The following is an 18,860-nucleotide window of genomic DNA, read 5'->3' on the forward strand; positions in this document are numbered from 1 at the left end:
TTTCGCAATCAGGCTAAAATCCCGGCTTGCGGCCCGTTGGCCGAGATCACTTTTCCCCTCCGCGCCGATGAAACAGTACCTCGACTTCATGCGCCATGTTTATGAACATGGCACCGAAAAGTCCGACCGCACCGGCACCGGCACGCGCTCGGTGTTTGGCTACCAGATGCGCTTTGACCTGGGCGAAGGCTTTCCGGTGGTCACCACCAAAAAACTGCACCTGAAGTCGATCATTCATGAACTGTTGTGGTTCCTGCAGGGTTCCACCAACATCGCGTACCTGAAGGAAAACGGCGTCACGATCTGGGACGAATGGGCCGATGCGAACGGCGAACTCGGCCCGATCTACGGTTACCAGTGGCGCGCCTGGCCCACCCCGGACGGCCGCCACATCGACCAGATCAGCGACGTAGTGCAGCAAATCCGCAACAACCCCGATTCGCGCCGGCTGATCGTGTCTGCGTGGAATGTCGGCGACATCCCGCAAATGAAGCTGCCGCCCTGCCACGCGTTCTTCCAGTTCTACGTGGCCGACGGCAAGCTGAGCTGCCAGTTGTACCAGCGCAGCGCCGACATTTTTCTCGGTGTGCCGTTCAATATCGCCAGCTACGCGCTGCTGACGCACATGATCGCGCAGCAATGCGACCTCGACGTGGGCGATTTCGTCTGGACCGGCGGCGACTGCCATCTCTACAGCAATCATATGGAGCAGGTGCGGACCCAGTTGGCGCGCACGCCGATGAAGTTGCCGACGCTCCATATCAAGCGCAAGCCCGAGAGCCTCTTCGATTACAAGTACGACGATTTTGAACTGATCGGCTATGAATCGTGGCCGGCCATCAAGGCGCCGGTGGCCGTATGACGCTGCTGACACTGATCGTCGCGCGCGCCCGCAACGGCGTGATCGGCCGGGACAACGCGCTGCCATGGCGCCTGCCCGAAGACCTTCAGCATTTCAAGCGCACCACGCTGGGCGCGCCCATCATCATGGGCCGCAAGACGTGGGATTCGATCGGCCGGCCGCTGCCGGGACGGCGCAACATCGTAGTCAGCCGCAATCACGGCCTGACGCTCGATGGCGCGGAGGTGGTGGCTTCGCTCGAAGATGCGCAGCGGCTGTGCATCGGCGCGGAACAGGTGTTCCTGATCGGCGGCGCGCAGCTGTATGCGCAAGCGCTGCCGAGCGCCGACCGGCTGATCGTGACGGAGATCGATGCCGACGTGCCAGGCGATGCGTTCTTTCCCGCAGTGGATCGGTCGAAGTGGATCGAAGTGGCGCGCGAAACGCATCATTCCGAAGCCAACGGTTTCGACTACGCATTCGTGACCTACGAACGGCCGCCGTCGGGCGAGCAATAATCGCCGAGCACAAAAAAAAGTGGCGCCCGATCGAGGCGCCACGTTTTTTTGGGATCCGCGCTAGAAACACTCCAGAAATAAGCCCGGCAGTATTTCCGCGATACGGTCGGGCGATCAGTTGCCCGCGATAGTCATCTGCTCGATCAGGATCGAGCCGGTTTCCTTGGTACCGCGCACCAGCGCATCGGCGCCAATGCCGACGATCTGCTTGAACATTTCGACCATGTTGCCGGCAATCGTGATTTCTTCGACCGGATACTGGATTACGCCATTCTCGACCCAGTAGCCCGAGGCGCCGCGCGAATAATCGCCGGTCACGTAGTTGACGCCCTGTCCCATCAGTTCGGTCACCAGCAGGCCGGTGCCCATTTTCTTGAGCATGCCGACGAAATCGTCGCCCGGCTGCGTCAGCGAACTGCTCAGCGTCAGGTTGTGCGATCCCCCGGCGTTGCCGGTGGTCTGCATGCCAAGCTTGCGTGCCGAATAGGTCGACAGGAAATAGCCTTCGACCACGCCGTCACGCACCACTTCGCGCTCACGCGTGCGCACGCCCTCTTCGTCGAACGGCGCGCTGCCCATCGCACCGGGAACGTGCGGGCGTTCGTAGATCTGGATATCGGGCGCAAAAACCGCCTTGCCCAGCGTGTCGTAAAGGAACGTCGACTTGCGATACAGCGCGCCGCCCGACACCGCCTGCACGAACGCGCCGAGCAGGCCTGCGGCCAGCGGCGCCTCGAACAGCACCGGGCACTTGCGGGTGGACAGCTTGCGCGCATTCAGGCGGGCCAGCGCCCGTTCGGCGGCATAGCGGCCGATTGCCTCGGGCTCGGCCAGCGCCTGCGGCGAGCGCTTGGACGAATACCAGTCGTCGCGCTGCATCGCGTTGCCCGAGCCGGCGATCGGCGCGCACGAGACGAAGTGACGCGAGTACGGGTAGCCGCCGACAAACCCGCGCGAGGTGGCCAGCACGAATTGCGAATGCTGGGCCGACACGCTGGCGCCATCGCTATTCTTGATCTTCGGCGACACGGCAAACGATGCCGCTTCCGCGCGACGCGCGATATCGATGGCCTCTTCGGCATCGATCGTCCACGGATGGAACAAATCCAGATCCTGGGGATTGCGCTCCAGCAATTCTTCCTCGGCAAGGCCCGCGCAGTCGTCCTCGGCGGTAAAGCGCGCGATGTTGTACGCCGCTTCAGCGGTCGCACGCAGCGCGGCGGGGGAGAAATCCGAGGTGCTGGCGTTACCGCGGCGCTTGCCGATCATCACCGTCACGCCGACCACCTTGTCGCGGTTTTGCTCGATGGTTTCGACCTGCCCCTTGCGCACGGTCACCGACAGGCCGCTGCCCTCTGAAATCTCGGTGGCGGCGTCCGTCGCGCCAAGTTCGCGTGCCACACGCAGCACATCGGCCGCCATGGTCTTGAGCTGGTCCTGGGTGTACGTGAAATGCGCGGTCTGTTCGGCAGTCTGGCTCATATGGGCGGGCGTGATCAAAAGTCCAAACGGGAATCATAGCAAGATAAAATGCCGCCCATGACGCGAAATACCCGTAACACCTCCAACGGACGCTTCCCGGGCGGATTTGCCCCGGAAGAGGACGACGACCTGCCCAAGAGCAAGTCCCAGCGCAAGCGCGACATGACCGCGCTGCAGGACCTGGGCGTCGAACTCGAAGCCCTGCCCAAAGACCGCCTGGCCCGCGTGCCGATGCCGGAAGCCTTGTCCGACGCCATTCTCCAGGCGCGCAAGATCACCAGCCACGAAGGCAAGCGCCGCCAGATGCAGTTTGTCGGCAAGGTGATGCGCACGCTCGACGACGACGAAGTGGCGGCCATCCGCGGCGCGCTGGAAGGCTTCAAGGGCACTAGCAAGGCCGAAACCGCCCGGCTGCACCTGATCGAGCGCTGGCGCGACCTGCTGCTGGCCGACGACGCCAACCTGACCAAGTTCCTCGGCGAGCACCCGGGCGTGGACGTGCAAGCGGTGCGCAACATCATCCGCAACGCCCGTCGCGAAAAGGAACTGGGCAAGCCGCCGAAGTATTACCGCGAGCTGTTCCAGGCCATCAAGGACACACTGGGCGGCGGCAAGGATGAAGCCGCCGACACACCGGCCGAGGACACCGAATCATGAATCCACCGCTGACCGCCCCCGTACCGCGCAGCCACCCCGACGAACTGGTGGTCGGCTTTGTCTCGATTTCCGACCGCGCCTCGTCGGGCACCTACCAGGACGAAGGGATTCCGGCGCTGCGCGACTGGTTCGGCAAGACGCTGACGTCGCCGTGGCAGTCGGTCGAACGGCTGATTCCCGACGAGCAGGCGCTGATTTCGCGCACGCTGATCGAGCTGGTCGACGTGGCCGGCTGCGACTTGGTGCTGACCACCGGTGGCACCGGGCCGGCGCGGCGCGATGTCACGCCGGAAGCCACACTGGCCGTAGGCACCAAGGAAATGCCGGGATTCGGCGAGCAGATGCGGCAGGTGAGCCTGCATTTCGTGCCGACCGCCATCCTGTCGCGGCAGGTTGCCGTGATCCGCGAAACGCCAAGCCGCGCCGCGCTGATCGTCAACCTGCCGGGCCAGCCACGGGCGATCCGGGAAACGCTGGAAGGATTGCGCGATGTGGAAGGCCGCACCGTGGTGCAAGGCGTATTCGCCGCCATTCCGTATTGCATCGACCTGATCGGCGGTCCGTATATCGAGACCGACGACGCCATCGTGCGCGCATTCCGCCCGAAAAACGCCATCCGGCCGAAACCTGCGCCGACGGTCTGATTCCGGCCGTTACCGGAGCCCGAGATAGAGGCCGACCGGCACGAACACGACGGCGGCGATATTGCCCAGCAGCACGATCGAGGCCACTTGATCGGGCTCCTGGCGATAGTGATCGGCCACCAGGAAGTTGAGTACGGCCGGCGGCAGCGACGCGAACACGAACAGCAGGCCGCGCTGCAGATCGGTCATCGGCACCCACCATGCCAGCAGCAGTGCCACCGCGATGCCCGCCAGCGGGCAGACCACGGCGCCCAGCACGCCCATCCCCCAGTTGCGCAGGCTGACGTCCTTCATGCGCACGCCCAGCGCAAACAGCATCAGCGGCACCGTGGAATCACCGAGCAGCTTGATCGATTCGTAGACCGGCTCTGGCAATGAGAAAACCGGTCGCGCCAGCGACAGTGCTACACCGGCCACCGTCGCCAGCACCATCGGATTGCGCGCGATCTGCGCCATCGACGCCTGCCGGTTGACGATCTTCATGCCGATCGTGAAATGCATCAGGTTGGACGCCGCAAACAGCGCCACGGCCGGCGCGAGTCCCGCCTGCCCGAATGCGAAGACCGACAGCGGCAGGCCCATGTTGCCGCTGTTGTTGAACATCATCGGCGGCACGAACGTGCGAGGATTGGCTCCCGTCGCCCGCGCCACGATCCACGCCAGCACACCCGATCCAATCACCACGGCCACCGCGCAGGCCAGCAGCACCAACTGATCGGCCAGCACGAAGTCCTTGCTGATAAAGGCCGACACCACCAATAGCGGCGCGATCACCTCCAGCATGGCGCGGTTGATGCCGGTCATGTCGGGGTGGGCGCGCCGCCCGTAGATCCAGCCGATCACGATGATCAGGATGACCGGGGTGATGATGGAGACAATGCGCGTGAACATGTCGGAGTGGCCGGGCGGGCGCCGGGCAAGGACGGAGCGGGCGGCGTGGCCGGTCCGTTACGGACCCGCCCGCCGGGTTGTTGTTATCGGGCGAATGGCCTTATGCAGCAGGCGAAGGGTCGGCAGGGGCAGCGGGCGCATCGGCAGCCGGGAACGAGGCAGCCGCCTCGGCCGGGGTCTTGATGAAATGCTGACGGTAATAGCGCAGCTCTTCCACCGATTCGAGAATATCGGCCAGCGCGGTGTGCATCTGGCGCTTCTGGAAGCCCTTGTGGATGGCCGGTTCCCAGCGCTTGCACAGTTCCTTGAGCGTGGAAACATCGAGATTGCGATAGTGGAAGAACGCCTCGAGCTTGGGCATGTAGCGCGCCATGAAACGGCGATCCTGGCAAATCGAATTGCCGCACATCGGCGACTTGCTGGCCGGCACCCAGCGCTTCAGGAACGCCAGCAGTTCGGCTTCCGCCTGGGCCTCGGTCAGCGTCGACGCCTTGACCTTGTCGATCAGGCCCGAGCGGCCGTGCGTGCCCTTGTTCCAGTTGTCCATGCCATCGAGCACTGCATCGGACTGGTGAATCACCAGCACCGGGCCTTCGGCAAGGATATTGAGCTCGGAATCGGTCACGACCACCGCCACCTCGATGATCCGGTCGGTATCGGGCTGCAGACCGGTCATTTCCATGTCCAGCCAGACAAGGTTGTTTTCACTTTTCACGGAAGTTGCGGCGGGGCTTGTCATCTGGCGGTACGGCTCGATATGGAATTCGAAAGGGAAATCGCCGGGCGCGGAGCCGCCGGCGGCGAACAACTTATAATTCTCGCATATTCGCCCCAGATGGCGCGGCCGGCACTCTCGCCGCCGTGTCGTCGCAACCAGGCTTGCTGATGTTCACCCTTATCTTTCTTGCCGCACTGGTCATTATGGTGGTGACCAAACTCTGGCTGGCGTCGCGCCAGATCCGCCATGTGGCGCGCCACCGCGGCGCGGTGCCGGCACGCTTTGCCGACACCATCGCGCTGGCCGCCCACCAGAAGGCGGCGGACTACACGATGGCGCGCACGCGGCTGTCGATGCTCGAAGTGCTGGCCGGTGCCGCGCTGCTGATCGGCTTCACGATGCTGGGCGGGCTCCATGCGCTGAACCAGTTCTGGCTCCATGTGTTCGACGGCGGCGGCTATTTCTACGGCGTGGCGCTGATCGCCAGCGTGGCGCTGATCGGCGGGCTGGTCGACCTGCCCTTCTCGCTCTACGGCCAGTTCGTGATCGAGCAGCGTTTCGGCTTCAACAAGATGACGTTCGGGCTGTGGCTCGCCGATCTCATCAAGATGGCGCTGGTGGCGTGCGTGCTGGGCCTGCCGGTGCTGCTGGCGGTGCTGTGGCTGATGGACCGCGCCGGCAGCTACTGGTGGCTTTATACGTGGCTGGTGTGGGTCGCCTTCAGCCTGCTGCTGCAGGTGATCGTGCCGACCTTCATCGCCCCGCTGTTCAACAAGTTCGAGCCGCTGACCGACGACAGCCTGCGCGAGCGCATCGAAGCGCTGCTGCGCAAGTGCGGCTTCGCCAGCAAGGGGCTGTTCGTGATGGACGGCAGCCGCCGCAGCGCGCACGGCAACGCCTATTTCACCGGCTTCGGCGCGGCCAAGCGGATCGTGTTCTTCGACACGCTGCTGGCACGGCTCGACGGCGAGGAAGTGGAAGCGGTGCTGGCGCATGAACTGGGCCATTTCAAGCGCCGCCACGTGGCCAAGATGATGGCGGTCACTTTCGCGCTGTCGCTGGTGTTCCTGGCCCTGCTGGGCTGGCTGGCCACGCGCGAATGGTTCTTCACGGGGCTGGGCGTGCTGCCGAATTTCGGCGCCAGCAACCATGCACTGGCGCTGGTGCTGTTCTTCCTCGCGCTGCCGGTGTTCACCTTCGTGCTTGGCCCGCTGGCCAGCCAGTCGTCGCGCAAGCATGAGTTCGAAGCCGACGAATTCGCCGCACACCAGACCAACGCCGGCCACCTGGTCTCAGCGCTGGTGAAGCTGTACAAGGACAACGCGTCGACGCTGACGCCCGACCCGATCTATAGCGCGTTCTACTACTCGCATCCGCCTGCGGCACAGCGGATCGACCGCCTGCTGTCGTACGCATGAACCGCAGCGTGCGCCATCAAAATGCCGGGAAAGGCGCCGGCAAGGGCAACGCCGCCCATGGCGAATCCGCACTGATCGTCGCCGCGCACGGCCGCCACTATGTGGTGGAACGCGCGGACGGAACGCACCTGCACGCCTTTCCGCGCGGCAAGAAAAGCGATGCGGCGGTGGGCGACCACGTGCGCATCGAACTGGCCGCGGCAGACCAGGGCGTGATCACCGGCATCGATCCCCGCAAGAACCTGCTGTATCGCTCCGACCAGTTCAAGTCCAAGCTGCTGGCCGCCAATATCGACCAGGTGATCATCGTGCTGGCCACCGAGCCGGGCTTTTCGGAGGATCTGCTCGGCCGCGCGCTGGTGTCGGCCGAAGCGCTGGAGATCCGCCCGCTGGTCATCCTGAACAAGACCGACCTGACCGACCGGCTCGACGACGCGCGGCGCCGCCTGGCGCTATATCGCGACCTTGGCTACGACACCGTCGAGTTGTCGGTACATGCGCGCCCCGAGGAAACGCTGGCGGCGCTGCAGCCGCGCACGGCTGGGCTGTCGAGCATCCTGATCGGCCAGTCGGGCATGGGCAAGTCGTCGCTGCTGAATTTGCTGATACCGGGTGTCGAGGCACAGACCCGCGAGATCTCGTCGAAGCTCGATTCGGGCAAGCACACCACCACGTTCACACGGCTGTATCACCTGCCCCGCGAATGGGCGGTGGTGGACGGACGGCCCGGTTATCTGATCGATTCTCCGGGCTTCCAGGAATTCGGCCTCCATCACCTGAGCGAAGGCATGCTGGAGCGCGCGTTCCCGGAATTCCGCCCGCGCCTGACCGAATGCCGCTTCTACAACTGCCATCACATCAACGAGCCAGGCTGCGGGGTGCTGGCGGCCATCGACGACGGCGCGATTTCGGCGCGCCGCCACCAGCTCTATACGCAGCTGCTGCACGAGTCGCGCCAACAGAAGCCGTGGTAAGCGCGGCTGGCAATCCGCAGCGCGCGTGATAAGGTAAAGGCACGTTGCCCGCTAGAAGCGCGCCATCATGAAACTGCTGCTCAGGACACCCTCGCTGGTCCATGCCGCGCACTGCGAAAACGTCTTGCGCGCGGCCGGCATCGCCGCGCAGGTCCGCAACACATGGCTGGCGGGCGCGGCGGGCGATATTCCGCTGAACGAGAGTGCGCCGCAGGTATGGATCGTCGACGATGCGGCCGAGGCCGACGCCTGGGCGGCGCTCAACGCGGCAGCCAATCCGTCGCCCGGTCCGCGCTGGGAGTGCCGTCATTGCGGCGAGTGGCACGAGGCGCAGTTTGCCGCCTGCTGGCAATGCGGCCGCGCCAGGGCATAGGCACGGCCCATTGCGGGCCGGCCCGGGTGGCGGAAATTCAGCCCACCCAGAGCGCCAGCGAAATCATCGCCAGCAGCAGCATCCACAGGATCACGGCGCGCCACACCAGGCCCACCGCCGACTGCAGCGTGCGCACGCCGGGCTCGGCGCCATATTCGGGCGGCACCGGGTCCGCATCGCTCAAGTCGCTCATGCCGGGCGCGTAATCGACTCCAGCCAGGCTGGTGCGCAGCATCACCCGCGAGTCGTCCTCGGCCAGCGGCTGGCCGAGACGCACGCCCAGCGCGCCGCCGCCGCTGGCCAGCAGGATGCCATTGACCGCGTCGTTCCACTTGCGCGCGTGGTTGCGCCACGCGTAGATCGCGTCCTCAAAATTGCCGACGATGGCAAAGCCGATCGCGGTCAGGCGCGACGGCACCCAGTCCAGCACATAGAATGCCTTCGCGGCAAACCGGCCCAGCGCAGGGCTGCGCTCGTTGGACGGCGCGTTCCAGAGCCGGCTCAGGTATTCGGCCGTGCGATACAGCACGACCCCGCCCGGACCAATCGGCACCAGGAACCAGAAAAACACGCCGAAGACATGCCGATGCACTGCCACGATGGCCGCTTCCAGGGTGTGGCGGACGATTTCCGTGACCGGCATGTCGACCGTATCCTGCCCCGTCCATTCATGCAGCAGCGTGCGCGCGGCATGCAGGTCGTCGCGATTGAGCGCCTCGTGGATGTCGGTGAAATAGTGGCTGAACTGGCGGAAGCCGAGCGTCAGATACAGCAGCAGGACGTTCCAGACCAGCGTCAGCGCCACGCTGATCGACGCCAGCAGGTAGTGCACCACCACCGCAGCCAGCACCAGCGGCACCACGACGGTCAGCCACGCCAGCGCGGCGTCGCGCGGGCGTCCTGTATCGAACGCGTGCTCGGCCCGATCGCCGAGCGCCCGGACGACGTCATAAATAGGATTATTCCGACCCAATGCTCGGAATTGTTCGGCAATCAACGCCAAAAGAATGGATACGAAGGTCATCGCGTGACGATTGGTCGGCGCGCGGCGATGTGCCGCGACGGTCGCATGGCGGATTGCCAGACGATAGCATAGCGGCACAGTATCAAAAAATCAGACCTGTAAGCATCGGTTACCGCGCCGTGCGTCCGGCCGGCAGCACGTCCGCCGGGCCCGACGGACGTTGCAGCCAGCCAGTGCGCGCGGGGCCTCAAGACGGCAGGTCGAACACCAGCACTTCGGCGCCATTGCCGTCGGTCAGGCGGACGGCGTCCTCGCCTTCCAGCGTGGCAGCGTCGCCGGCTTCCAGCACCTGCCCGTTGACGCTCACGCGCCCGCGCGCCACAAATACGTATGCCTTGCGCTGCGGCTGCAACGCCAGCGTGGCCGCCTCGTCGCCGTCAAACAGGCCCGCGAACAGCCGCACATCCTGATGGATCACGACCGAGCCGTCCGCACCGTCAGGGCTGCCGACCAGACGCAGCCGGCCCCGCTTGTCGGCGGCGTCGAAGTGCTTTTCCTCATAGCCAGGCGCAATGCCCTGCTGGTCCGGCATGATCCAGATCTGCAGGAAATGCGTGGTCTGGTCGGCCGCATGGTTGTATTCGGAATGGCGCACGCCCGTGCCGGCGCTCATGCGCTGCACATCGCCGGGACGGATCACGCTGCCGTTACCGATGCTGTCCTTGTGCGCAAGTTCGCCTTCCAGCACATAGCTGATGATTTCCATGTCGCGATGACCATGGGTGCCAAACCCCATGCCGGGCGCGACGCGGTCTTCGTTGATGACGCGCAGCGGGCCAAACTGGATGTGGCGGGGATCGTAATAATCGGCGAACGAAAAGCTGTGATACGACTTGAGCCAGCCATGGTCCGCATACCCGCGCTCTTCAGACTTACGGATTTCAATCATTTTGATGGCCCTCCTTGTGGCCGGGGCCGCCGCCCGGTTTTCGGTGTTGCTTCTAGGTCAGCGGCGTTTCGATGCTAGGCAGTGTAGAACCGCGGGAGTATATTTACGGGCACCGTCTTAGAAGCAGTCGTTCAGAAAATCTGAATATGCCCCTCTCCCTCGAATCCCTTGAAGTCCTTGACGCCATCGAGCGCAAGGGCAGTTTCGCCGCCGCCGCCCACGAAATGGGCAAGGTGCCATCGGCGCTGACCTATGTGGTCCGCAAACTCGAGGAAGACCTCGATGTGCTGCTGTTCGACCGCCGGCGCCACCGCGCCGAGCTGACGCCGGCCGGCCGCGCACTGCTGGACGAAGGACGCCATCTGCTGCACGCCGCCGACGACCTCGCGCGCCGCGTCAAGCGGCTGGCCACGGGCTGGGAAGCCAACCTGAACATCGCCGTCGACGATCTGGTCAATTTCCGCGCGCTGTTGCCGGTGATCCAGGATTTCTACGCCGAGAACACCGCCACGCGCCTGCGATTTTCGAAGGAAGTGCTCGGCGGCACATGGGACGCGTTGATCAGCAACCGTGCCGACATGATCATCGGCGGCGCCTACGAAACCCCGAGCACGCAGGGCTTCCAGGTGCGTCCGCTGGGGAGCATCCCGTTTGTATTCGCGGTCGCGGCGCATCATCCGCTGGCGTCCGAGCCGGGCCCGCTGACGACGATCCAGATCGCCAAGCATCGCATCGTGGCGGTGGGCGACACGTCGCGCAATCTGCCGGCCCGCACGCATGGCGTGCTGGCCGGGCAGGACGTGCTGGTGGTGCCCACCATGCGCGACAAGCTCGAAGCGCAGATCCGCGGGCTCGGTTGCGGCTGGCTGCCGGCGCCGATGGCGCAGCCGCATATCGAGAACGGCGTGCTGCAGGTGCGCGAGACCGTCGAGGTGCGCGCGCCCGGCAACTTCAAGGTGGCATGGCGCACCAACACGCGCGGCAAGGCGCTGCAGTGGTGGGCCAGCAAGCTTGAGGACCCGCGTCTGGCACAGGCGCTGATGCAGCAGTCGCCGCAGGGGCAGACGGAGTCGATCGAATAGCCTGTGGCGCCCGAGAAAACCATGCCGCAACGCTATCGGGGGCGCTTTGCCCCCTCCCCGACCGGCCCGCTGCATCTTGGCTCCCTCGTCACCGCGCTGGCCAGCTGGCTGGACGCCCGCGCGCATGGCGGCGACTGGCTGGTGCGCATCGAGGACATCGACTATCCGCGCTGCGTGAACGGCGCCGATACCGACATCCTGCGCACGCTGGCCTTGCTGGGCCTGCATCCGGATGAGCCGCCGGTCTGGCAGAGCCGCCGCGAAACGCTGTATGCCGACGCCCTGCGCCGGCTCGATGCAACCGGTCATCTCTATCCATGCGGATGCTCGCGCAAGGAGATTGCCGATTCCCTCGTGCACGTCCGCGAGCGGCATCAGACGCTCGGGTATCCGGGCACCTGCCGCCATGGCCTCCACGGCAAGCTGCCGCGCGCGTGGCGCGTGCGCGTGCCCGATGGCACCGCCGCAATCATCTGCTTTGACGATCGCTGGCAGGGCCGGCAGTGCCAGAACCTGGAAACCGAACTGGGCGATTTCGTGCTGCGGCGCGCCGATGGGCTATGGGCCTATCAGCTCGCCGTGGTGGTGGACGACGCGGCGCAGGCGATCACGCATATCGTGCGTGGCGCCGACCTGCTCGATTCCACGCCGCGCCAGATTCATCTGCAGCATCTGCTTGGCATGCCGACGCCTGCGTATCTGCACGTGCCGGTCGTGGTCAATGCGGCCGGGGAAAAGCTGAGCAAGCAAAGCGGCGCGCAGGCGCTGGATACGACGACGCCACTCGCAACGCTGCGGCAGGCCGGTGCGCATCTGGGTATCGTGAATGGGGAGGCAACTATCGAGGCGTGGCTGGCGGCGGCTACCGCTCAATGGGCGTCCCGGTGGGTCGGGCAGCGCGCGCAGGCGTAACGCGGCGGGCGCATTGGATAGCGGGCAGCCGACGATAAGGGACGGCAGATGCTCGCCAAATCGAACCAGGCCAGGACGGCCCGAGGCCACCAGTACGGCAAGGTGCCGGGCTGACGCGCGAATGGCGCCCGCCCGCGAGCGCTTGGGAACTTACGACTTGCGCGGCACGCCGCCCAGCAGTGCCGCGACGGGGCGCTTGGTGGTCTGGCGGCCGCGCGTCAGCGCCGCGGCCAGTTGGTCCTCGGCCTGGGGCGCCGGCGTGTAGTTGCCCGAAGGCTCGTACGGACGTGAGAAGAACGGATCGTCCGACGGGCGGAAAGCCTGGCGGCCGGCCGGTTCGGTACGACGGCGGCGCGTGGATTCCTCGCCTTCGCCGTTCTCGCGCGGGCGGCGCGTGTCCGTACGCTGGCGGCGGCGCTCGGCATCTTCCTGACGCGCGCGCTCGCCGGTCGGGTCGAAGCCTTCGAGCGTGCCGCGCGGCACGCTGCGCTTGATCAGCTTCTCGATATCGGCAAGCAGGCGGTCATCGTTGCCCGGCGTGTAGATCGACAGTGCATCGCCGCTGGCCCCGGCGCGGCCCGTGCGGCCGATACGGTGCACATAGTCTTCGGCGCTGAACGGCAGGTCGAAATTGATCACGCACGGCATGGCCGGAATATCGAGCCCGCGCGCGGCAACGTCGGTGGCCACCAGCGCGTCGATCGTGCCGTTCTTGAAGCCTTCGAGCGTCTGCATGCGCTCGGTCTGCGTCTTGTCGCCGTGGATCGCCGCGGCGTTGATGCCTTCGCGCTCAAGATGCCGCGCCAGGCGCGAACAGCCGATCTTGCTGTTGACGAAGACGATGCACTGCTTGGACTGCTGCCCGGTGGCGCGCTGCTTGAGCAGATGCACCACGGCCGCCTGCTTGTGGCCGTCGGCAACCTGGTACACCATCTGGCGCACGTTTTCGTTGGTCGAATTGCTGCGCGCCACTTCGATCGTCACCGGCTGCTTCAGGTAGCTCGACGCTAGTTTCTTGATTTCGGGCGAGAACGTGGCCGAGAACAACAGCGTCTGGCGCTGTGCCGGCAGCAGGTTGATGATGCGCTGCAGGTCGGGCAGGAAGCCCATGTCGAGCATGCGGTCGGCTTCGTCGAGCACCAGCATCTGCACCTGCGACAAATTCACCGATTTCTGCTGCACGTGATCGAGCAGACGGCCCGGCGTTGCCACCAGGATTTCCACGCCGCGGCGCAGCGCGTCGGTTTGCGGATTCATGTCGACGCCGCCGAAAACCACCGTGCTGCGCAGGTCGGTGTGCTGAGCGTAGCGCGCAACGTTATCGTAGACCTGATCGGCCAGTTCGCGCGTGGGCGTCAGCATCAGCGCGCGTACCGGGTGGCGGGCCGGCGATGCACTGGCGTTGGCCATCGGCAGCAGGCGCTGGATGATCGGCAGCGCAAAGCCGGCGGTCTTGCCGGTGCCGGTCTGCGCCGCGCCCATGACATCCTTGCCCAGCAGCACCACGGGGATGGCCTGCGCCTGGATCGGCGTGGGCTTGGTGTAGCCCTGGTCGGACAAGGCGCGCAGGATTCGCGCGTCCAGCCCGAAGCTTTCGAACGTCTGCTCTGCGGCTGGGGTCTGGTCTGGGGTGGTTGTCATCGTCATCAATGGAGTGTCGGTGCAGGGCGCGGAGCCGAGGCAACGGACACGCGTCTGGAACTGGTCAACGGGCCGCTCGCAGCCAAAAACTGGCGAACAGATGAATTGCCCGGAAAATCAAAGACTTGGATTCTACCACCAGAGTCCCGGCGACGGACATCGGCGCGCCAGGCAGTATTGCGGTCCGCCATGTCAAGCGCATGTCAACAGCGTGTCACACAAGCTCGCGAGCATAGCGCGCCGGCCGAGCGCCGCTACGACCATGACACCAGACCACACCCTACGATCACCCATGACCGCCACCCAGCCCAGCGACAGCACCCGCCGCAGCTTTTTGCGCACCTCCAGCCGCTTTCTCGGCCTTGGCGCCGGCGTGGCCGTGCTGGGGCCATCGGCGCTGGCCGCCCCGGCCGTGATCTCGGCGAGCCGCCCCGGCGCGCCCGACGGCATCCAGTTGGGCGATCCGTCGGACGACGGCCTTGTAGTGTGGGCCCGTGCCGAGCGCCAATCGCGCATGGTGGTCGAATATGCCACCGCGCCGGACTTCCGCAATGCCACGCGGATTTCTGGCCCGCTGGCCAGCAGCGAGACCGATTTCACGGCGCGCACCCAGCTTACCGGCCTGCTGCCGGGCCAGCAGTACCACGTGCGCGTGGCGTTCGAAAACCCGGGCGAGCGCCGCGGCCTGGGCGCATGGATGGAAGGCGGCTTCCGCACCCGCGCACTGACGGCCGACCGCCCGATCCGCTTCGTGTGGTCCGGCGACACGGTGGGCCAGGGCTGGGGCATCAATCCGGACCTTGGCGGCATGCGCATCTACGAAGCCATGCGCCAGCGCAATCCCGATTTCTTCATCCACAGTGGCGACACGATCTACGCCGACAGTCCGATCAGCGCCGAGCAGAAGGCCGAGGACGGACGGATCTGGCGCAATGTGGTGACCGAGGAAGTCAGCAAGGTGGCCGAAACGCTGAAGGAATTCCGCGGACGGCATCGCTACAACATGATGGACGTCAATGTGCGCCGCTTCGCGAGCCAGGTCCCGCAGATCTGGCAATGGGACGACCACGAGGTGACCAACAACTGGTCCGACTCGAAAGACCTGTCGGCTGACGCGCGCTACACCGAAAAGGACGTGCGCCTGCTGGTGGCGCGCGGCAGCCGCGCGTTCCTGGAAAACGCGCCAATGCGCTGGCACCGCCAGGGTCTGGCCGAGCGCGTGCATCGCAAGATCGCCTACGGTCCGCTGCTGGACGTGTTCGTGCTCGACATGCGCAGCTTTCGCGGCCCGAACGGCTACAACCGCGAGGCGACCGAAAGCGCCGCCACCGCATTCCTGGGCAATGCGCAGATCGATTGGCTGATGGCAGAGCTGGAAGCGTCGCAGGCCACATGGAAGGTCATCGCCGCCGACATGCCGATCGGTCTTGGCGTGCCCGACGGCAAGGACGCGCAAGGCCGTGAACGATGGGAAGCGATCGCCAACGGCAACGGCCCCGCGCTGGGCCGCGAACTGGAAACCGCCCGGCTGTTGTCGCGCATCAAGGCAGCGGGACTGCGCAACGTGGTGTGGCTGACCGCCGACGTGCACTACTGCGCGGCCCATCACTATGCGCCCGAGCGCGCGGTGTATCAGGATTTCGACCCGTTCTGGGAATTCGTCGCGGGCCCGCTCAACGCCGGCAGCTTCGGACCGAATCCGCTCGACAACACGTTCGGCCCGCGCATCGTCTACCAGAAGGCGCCGACGGCGCAGAACATGTCGCCGTTTGCCGGCTTCCAGTTCTTCGGCGAAGTCAATATCGATCCCGCGTCGCGGGCGATGACGGTCGATCTGCGCGACATGAACGGCGTGTCGCAATTCCAGCAGACACTGCCGGCGCAGGCCTGAAGCGCGCCGCCGGGGCGACGCGGACCGGCACTGCGCGGCGGCAAGGCATCAGTCGCTCTTGATGTTGTTGTCCTTGATGACCTTGCCCCACTTCACATAGTCGCCCTGCATGCGCGCGGCCAGCTGATCGGCCGGCAGATAAGAAGCCACGGTGCCGGCGCCGAGCATCTTCTGCTGCACGGTCGGATCGGCCAACGCACCCTTGAGCGCAGCCGACAACTTGGCGACCACGTCCTTCGGCGTGCCGGCAGGCGCCAGCAGCGCGCCCCACGACGTCGCGTCGAATCCCGGGAAACCCTGCTCGGCCACGGTCTTGACATCGGGCGCAAACGACACGCGCTTGATCGACCCGACCGCGATCGGGCGCAGCTTGCCGGCCTTGATATGCGGCAGCGCGGCGATCATGTCGGAGAACATCATCGGCACCTGTCCGGCCAGCAGGTCGGAAATCGCCGGTGCGCTGCCCTTGTACGGCACGTGCTGCACATCGAAATGACCCAAATTCTTCAGCAGCTCCGTCGACAGATGCCCGAAGCTGCCATTGCCGGCGCTGGTGTAGTTCATCTTGCCCGGGCTGGCCTTGGCCTTGGCGATGTACTGCTGCAGGTCGGTCACGTCCGGGAGCGCAGTGGGATTCACGACCATAACGATCGGCAGCTCATAGGCATTGCCGATCGGCGTGAAGTCCTTGAAGACGTCGTAGGTCCGGCGCGGCAACAGGTGCGCCGCCAGCAGCGCGGGCGTGGCCAGCATCACCAGCGTATAGCCATCGGGCGCGGCCTTGGCCACGGTATCGGTGCCGATGGTGCCCGACGCGCCTGGGCGGTTGTCGATCACGATGGTCTGCTTGAGCGTTTCGCCCATCTTCTGGCCGATGATGCGCGCCGCGGTGTCGGTCGGGCCACCGGCGGGGAACGGCACCACCAGGCGGATCGGCTTGTCCGGATAGTTCTGTTGCGCGAACGCGCTCACGGATACGAACGGCAGCGATGCTGCCAGGGCAAGCGCGCCCAGCGCGAGACGACGGGATTGACGATGGTGTTGCACAGTGCTTCCTCCAATATCGATCGGCCAAACCGGGGGCGGCCGATGCGTTTCTAGTGTTGGGCGAACGATTGCAGGGGCGATCCTTCGGAACGCGCTGCGGCGCGCTCAGAGTTTCATCGCGCCCGGGCGGAACAGGCGCGCATCCATCAGGCGCAGGTCATCGGCCACGGCCACCGGCGTGGCGCACTGGTCGAGCACGTCGCGCCGCAAATCGATGCCGGGCGCGATTTCCACCAGCGTGAGACGCGGCTCGCCATCGGCATCGGCGCGCATCTCGAATACCGCGCGCTCGGTCACGTACAGCACCGGAATGCCCAGCGACGCCACGTACGGGCCATTGAAGCTAAGGTGCGAAACTTCCGGCACGATCTTCTTCACGCGGCCTTCCTTGGCGATTTCCAGCCGGCCGTCTTGGGCGCGGATCTCAAGCCCGCCAGCGGTCAGCGTGCCCATGAAGACCACGGCGCGCGCGCTCTGCGTGATGTTGATAAAGCCGCCGACACCAGCGATCAGCGCGCCCTCACCTTCGCCAAACTTGCTGACGTTGACGTTGCCGTGACCATCGAGTTCGGCCAGACCGAGAATTGCCAGGTCGATGCCGCCGCCTTCGTAGAAATCGAACTGCGCGGGCTGGTCCACCACGGCCTCCGGATAGGCCGATGCGCCAAAGCTGAGGCCGTCGGCCGGCGTGCCGCCGATCGGCCCCGCCTCCACGGTCAGCGTGAAATTGCCGAGCCCGGCCTGATGCGCAAGCGCGCCGACCGCCGCGGGCATGCCCACGCCCAGATTGACCACGCGCGGCTTGCGCGCGGCAAGTTCCATCACAGCGCGACGCTGGACGATGGTGCGCGCATCGAGCGGCGCGGACGCCGGCGGCAGCGTCTCGGCTTCGCTCGCCTTCTCGGCGGCATCGGCCGCCTCGCCGCGCCACGGCCGGACATACGCCTCGTTATAGGCCTCCGCAAATGTCATCTGGTGATGGGCGGGTTGTTCGCTGACCACCACGTAATCGACCAGAATGCCGGGCACATGAATGGCCTGCAGGTTCTGGTGATAGTCGACGAGCGATTCGACCTGCGCGATCACGATGCCGCCCGAGTTGTGCGCGGCCTGCGCCATCGCCAGCAGTTCGTGGTGAAACGCCTCGCGATGCGTGCTCAGGTTGCCGCGCGGATCGGACGCCGTGCAGCGAATCAGCGCGCAATCGATGCGGAAACTCGGATAGAACAGATATTCGTCGCCGCGAAATTCCACCGCCTCGACCCAGTTGGCGGTGCCGGCGGCGATCGCGTTGCGCGCGCGCTCGTTCACTGCGCCGCCGTGGTAACGCGGATCGAGCCCGCTGCGTGGATCGACAAACGTGTGCAGGCCGATCTTGGTCAGCACGCCGGGCTTGCCGCCGGCGATGGCGCGATACAAATGCGTCAGCACGCCTTGCGGCAGATTGAATCCCTCGCATTGCTCGTTCATCGCCAGCGTGGCCAGCCGCGTGGCCGAGCGCCAGTGACCGCCCACGATGGCGCGCGTCATGCCGGCGTTGCCGAAGTGATTCACCCCGCGTGCGCCACGGTCGCCCTGCCCCGCGGAATAGACCAGCGTCAGATCGCGCGGCATGGCGTCACGCAGAAAGCGCTGCTCGAGCGCCTCGGTCACGCCTTCGGCATGGCCCGCGCCCACAAACCCCGCGCTGGCCACGGTCCAGCCGCTCTGGACGAGTTCCGCCGCCTGCGCGGTGGTGATCACCTTCATCGCTGTCTCCTGAGTCTTGTGCCGTCGTGGTTTCTACCGATCCACGTTTTGCGAACAAAAGTTCGCGAAACGCCTATCATACGGATCGGACAGCCGGACGCAAGTCCGG

At 65.6% G+C, this 18,860-nt stretch carries 18 protein-coding genes; 10 read left to right on the forward strand and 8 right to left on the reverse strand.

The annotated features are described in order from the left end of the window. Positions 1–67: 67 nt before the first annotated feature. Positions 68–862 (forward strand): thymidylate synthase, encoded by a 795-nt coding sequence (gene thyA / locus F7R19_RS15495; RefSeq protein ID WP_150981160.1) that lies wholly within the window; start codon positions 68–70, stop codon positions 860–862. Beyond that, positions 859–1,359, forward strand: a complete 501-nt coding sequence (locus F7R19_RS15500; protein WP_061958950.1) for a dihydrofolate reductase — start codon at positions 859–861, stop codon at positions 1,357–1,359. The genes thyA and F7R19_RS15500 overlap by 4 nt, the downstream gene beginning before the upstream one ends. A 114-nt stretch (positions 1,360–1,473) precedes the next feature. On the opposite strand, the gene pmbA is transcribed toward F7R19_RS15500, so the two are convergent. Further along, complete coding sequence (gene pmbA / locus F7R19_RS15505) at positions 1,474–2,841, reverse strand: metalloprotease PmbA (RefSeq protein ID WP_061958949.1); 1,368 nt, start codon at positions 2,839–2,841, stop codon at positions 1,474–1,476. Positions 2,842–2,898: 57 nt separating this feature from the next. Here pmbA and yjgA point away from each other — a divergent pair, with 57 nt between their 5' ends. After that, a complete protein-coding gene (yjgA, locus tag F7R19_RS15510) occupies positions 2,899–3,498 on the forward strand; it encodes a ribosome biogenesis factor YjgA (RefSeq protein ID WP_150981161.1) in 600 nt (199 codons plus the stop codon). Continuing rightward, on the forward strand, positions 3,495–4,142 hold the full coding sequence (mog, locus tag F7R19_RS15515; RefSeq protein WP_150981162.1) for a molybdopterin adenylyltransferase: 648 nt from the start codon (positions 3,495–3,497) through the stop codon (positions 4,140–4,142). The genes yjgA and mog overlap by 4 nt, the downstream gene beginning before the upstream one ends. A gap of 9 nt (positions 4,143–4,151) precedes the next feature. Here the strand turns inward: mog and F7R19_RS15520 are convergent, their stop codons facing one another. Continuing rightward, positions 4,152–5,033, reverse strand: coding sequence for an AEC family transporter (locus F7R19_RS15520; RefSeq protein WP_150981163.1), 882 nt, complete (start codon positions 5,031–5,033; stop codon positions 4,152–4,154). Positions 5,034–5,133: 100 nt separating this feature from the next. Further along, complete coding sequence (gene orn, locus F7R19_RS15525; protein ID WP_150981180.1) at positions 5,134–5,772, reverse strand: oligoribonuclease; 639 nt, start codon at positions 5,770–5,772, stop codon at positions 5,134–5,136. 146 nt (positions 5,773–5,918) lie between these two features. Between orn and F7R19_RS15530 the strand changes: the two genes are divergently transcribed. The 3 genes from F7R19_RS15530 to F7R19_RS15540 all read left to right on the forward strand — a co-directional run bounded on the left by F7R19_RS15530 (position 5,919) and on the right by F7R19_RS15540 (position 8,516). After that, a complete protein-coding gene (locus F7R19_RS15530; RefSeq protein WP_150981164.1) occupies positions 5,919–7,169 on the forward strand; it encodes a M48 family metallopeptidase in 1,251 nt (416 codons plus the stop codon). Further along, positions 7,166–8,143: a ribosome small subunit-dependent GTPase A gene (gene rsgA, locus F7R19_RS15535; RefSeq protein ID WP_150981165.1), complete on the forward strand. Its 978-nt coding sequence runs from the start codon at positions 7,166–7,168 to the stop codon at positions 8,141–8,143. Before F7R19_RS15530 ends, rsgA begins: the two co-directional genes overlap by 4 nt. Positions 8,144–8,210: 67 nt before the next feature. Continuing rightward, positions 8,211–8,516, forward strand: coding sequence for a putative signal transducing protein (locus F7R19_RS15540; RefSeq protein ID WP_061958938.1), 306 nt, complete (start codon positions 8,211–8,213; stop codon positions 8,514–8,516). Between the two features lie 37 nt (positions 8,517–8,553). Here F7R19_RS15540 and F7R19_RS15545 read toward each other — a convergent pair whose 3' ends face one another. Then, positions 8,554–9,540: a CobD/CbiB family protein gene (locus tag F7R19_RS15545; protein ID WP_061958937.1), complete on the reverse strand. Its 987-nt coding sequence runs from the start codon at positions 9,538–9,540 to the stop codon at positions 8,554–8,556. A gap of 187 nt (positions 9,541–9,727) precedes the next feature. Beyond that, positions 9,728–10,429: a pirin family protein gene (locus tag F7R19_RS15550; protein WP_061958936.1), complete on the reverse strand. Its 702-nt coding sequence runs from the start codon at positions 10,427–10,429 to the stop codon at positions 9,728–9,730. A gap of 146 nt (positions 10,430–10,575) precedes the next feature. Between F7R19_RS15550 and F7R19_RS15555 the strand changes: the two genes are divergently transcribed. Together F7R19_RS15555 and gluQRS are read left to right on the forward strand one after the other, a co-directional pair. Beyond that, positions 10,576–11,511, forward strand: a complete 936-nt coding sequence (locus F7R19_RS15555) for a LysR family transcriptional regulator (RefSeq protein WP_061958935.1) — start codon at positions 10,576–10,578, stop codon at positions 11,509–11,511. Positions 11,512–11,532: 21 nt separating this feature from the next. Then, positions 11,533–12,423: a tRNA glutamyl-Q(34) synthetase GluQRS gene (gluQRS, locus tag F7R19_RS15560; RefSeq protein WP_150981166.1), complete on the forward strand. Its 891-nt coding sequence runs from the start codon at positions 11,533–11,535 to the stop codon at positions 12,421–12,423. Positions 12,424–12,573: 150 nt separating this feature from the next. Here gluQRS and F7R19_RS15565 read toward each other — a convergent pair whose 3' ends face one another. Then, on the reverse strand, positions 12,574–14,070 hold the full coding sequence (locus F7R19_RS15565) for a DEAD/DEAH box helicase (RefSeq protein ID WP_061958933.1): 1,497 nt from the start codon (positions 14,068–14,070) through the stop codon (positions 12,574–12,576). 286 nt (positions 14,071–14,356) lie between these two features. Here F7R19_RS15565 and F7R19_RS15570 point away from each other — a divergent pair, with 286 nt between their 5' ends. Continuing rightward, positions 14,357–15,955: an alkaline phosphatase D family protein gene (locus tag F7R19_RS15570; RefSeq protein WP_084004170.1), complete on the forward strand. Its 1,599-nt coding sequence runs from the start codon at positions 14,357–14,359 to the stop codon at positions 15,953–15,955. Positions 15,956–16,003: 48 nt separating this feature from the next. Here F7R19_RS15570 and F7R19_RS15575 read toward each other — a convergent pair whose 3' ends face one another. Both F7R19_RS15575 and F7R19_RS15580 read right to left on the reverse strand, forming a co-directional pair. Beyond that, entirely contained in the window at positions 16,004–17,002 is a 999-nt protein-coding gene (locus tag F7R19_RS15575; RefSeq protein ID WP_061958932.1) for a Bug family tripartite tricarboxylate transporter substrate binding protein, read from the reverse strand. 105 nt (positions 17,003–17,107) lie between these two features. Then, complete coding sequence (locus F7R19_RS15580; protein ID WP_150981168.1) at positions 17,108–18,751, reverse strand: acyl CoA:acetate/3-ketoacid CoA transferase; 1,644 nt, start codon at positions 18,749–18,751, stop codon at positions 17,108–17,110. Between the last annotated feature and the right edge of the window lie 109 nt (positions 18,752–18,860).

This window comes from Cupriavidus pauculus (genome assembly GCF_008801835.1).
Classification (GTDB): Bacteria; Pseudomonadota; Gammaproteobacteria; order Burkholderiales; family Burkholderiaceae; genus Cupriavidus; species Cupriavidus pauculus.